The organism is Chryseomicrobium aureum, assembly GCF_016909155.1.
In the GTDB taxonomy this organism is placed as follows: Bacteria; Bacillota; Bacilli; order Bacillales_A; family Planococcaceae; genus Chryseomicrobium; species Chryseomicrobium aureum.
Map to the genome: position 1 here is coordinate 1 of NZ_JAFBFG010000036.1, position 1,589 is coordinate 1,589.

The following is a 1,589-nucleotide window of genomic DNA, read 5'->3' on the forward strand; positions in this document are numbered from 1 at the left end:
ATGGAGAGCACTAACTTAGGTTAAGTTAGGAAGGGCGCACGGTGGATGCCTTGGCACTAGGAGCCTATGAAGGACGGCACTAACACCGATATGCTTCGGGGAGCTGTAAGTGAGCTTTGATCCGGAGATTTCCGAATGGGGAAACCCAGCACGCGTAATGGCGTGTTACCTTCCAGTGAATACATAGCTGGTCGGAGGCAGACCCAGGGAACTGAAACATCTAAGTACCTGGAGGAAGAGAAAGAAAAATCGATTCCCTGAGTAGCGGCGAGCGAAACGGGAAGAGCCCAAACCAAGAGGCTTGCCTCTTGGGGTTGTAGGACACTCTATACGGAGTTACAAAGGCAAGGGGTAGACGAAGCGGTCTGGAAAGGCCCACGACACGAGGTAAGAGTCCTGTAGTCCAAACCCATTGCCCTCCAGAGTGGATCCTGAGTACGGCGGAACACGTGAAATTCCGTCGGAATCCGGGAGGACCATCTCCCAAGGCTAAATACTCCCTAGTGACCGATAGTGAACCAGTACCGTGAGGGAAAGGTGAAAAGCACCCCGGAAGGGGAGTGAAAGAGATCCTGAAACCGTGTGCCTACAAGTAGTTAGAGCCCGTTAATGGGTGATAGCGTGCCTTTTGTAGAATGAACCGGCGAGTTACGATTCCATGCAAGGTTAAGTCGAGGAGACGGAGCCGCAGCGAAAGCGAGTCTGAACAGGGCGAATGAGTATGGGGTCGTAGACCCGAAACCAGGTGATCTACCCATGTCCAGGATGAAGGTGAGGTAACACTCACTGGAGGTCCGAACCCACGCACGTTGAAAAGTGCGGGGATGAGGTGTGGGTAGCGGAGAAATTCCAATCGAACCTGGAGATAGCTGGTTCTCTCCGAAATAGCTTTAGGGCTAGCCTCAGATGAAGAATCTCGGAGGTAGAGCACTGTTTGGACTAGGGGCCCATCCCGGGTTACCGAATTCAGACAAACTCCGAATGCCGATGATTTGTATCTGGGAGTCAGACTGCGAGTGATAAGATCCGTAGTCAAGAGGGAAACAGCCCAGACCACCAGCTAAGGTCCCCAAGTAACCGTTAAGTGGAAAAGGATGTGGCGTTGCTTAGACAACCAGGATGTTGGCTTAGAAGCAGCCATCATTTAAAGAGTGCGTAATAGCTCACTGGTCGAGTGACGCTGCGCCGAAAATGTATCGGGGCTAAACGGTTCACCGAAGCTGTGGATGCATACCTAGGGTATGCGTGGTAGGAGAGCGTTCTAAGGGCGTCGAAGTCTGACCGGAAGGACAGGTGGAGCGCTTAGAAGTGAGAATGCCGGTATGAGTAGCGAAAGATGGGTGAGAATCCCATCCACCGTATGACCAAGGTTTCCTGAGGAAGGCTCGTCCGCTCAGGGTCAGTCGGGACCTAAGTCGAGGCCGATAGGCGTAGACGATGGACAACAGGTTGATATTCCTGTACCACCTCCCCGCCATTTGAGTGATGGGGGGACGCAGTAGGATAGGGAAGCGTGCCGTTGGATGTGCACGTTCAAGCAGTGAGGTGTGATGTGAGGCAAATCCCGCATCTATAACACCAGGCTGTGA

General features: G+C 52.9%; 1 rRNA gene. It reads left to right on the top strand.

The annotated features are described in order from the left end of the window. Positions 1–18: 18 nt before the first annotated feature. Positions 19–1,589, top strand: a 23S ribosomal RNA gene (locus JOD03_RS13685); the annotation flags it as partial.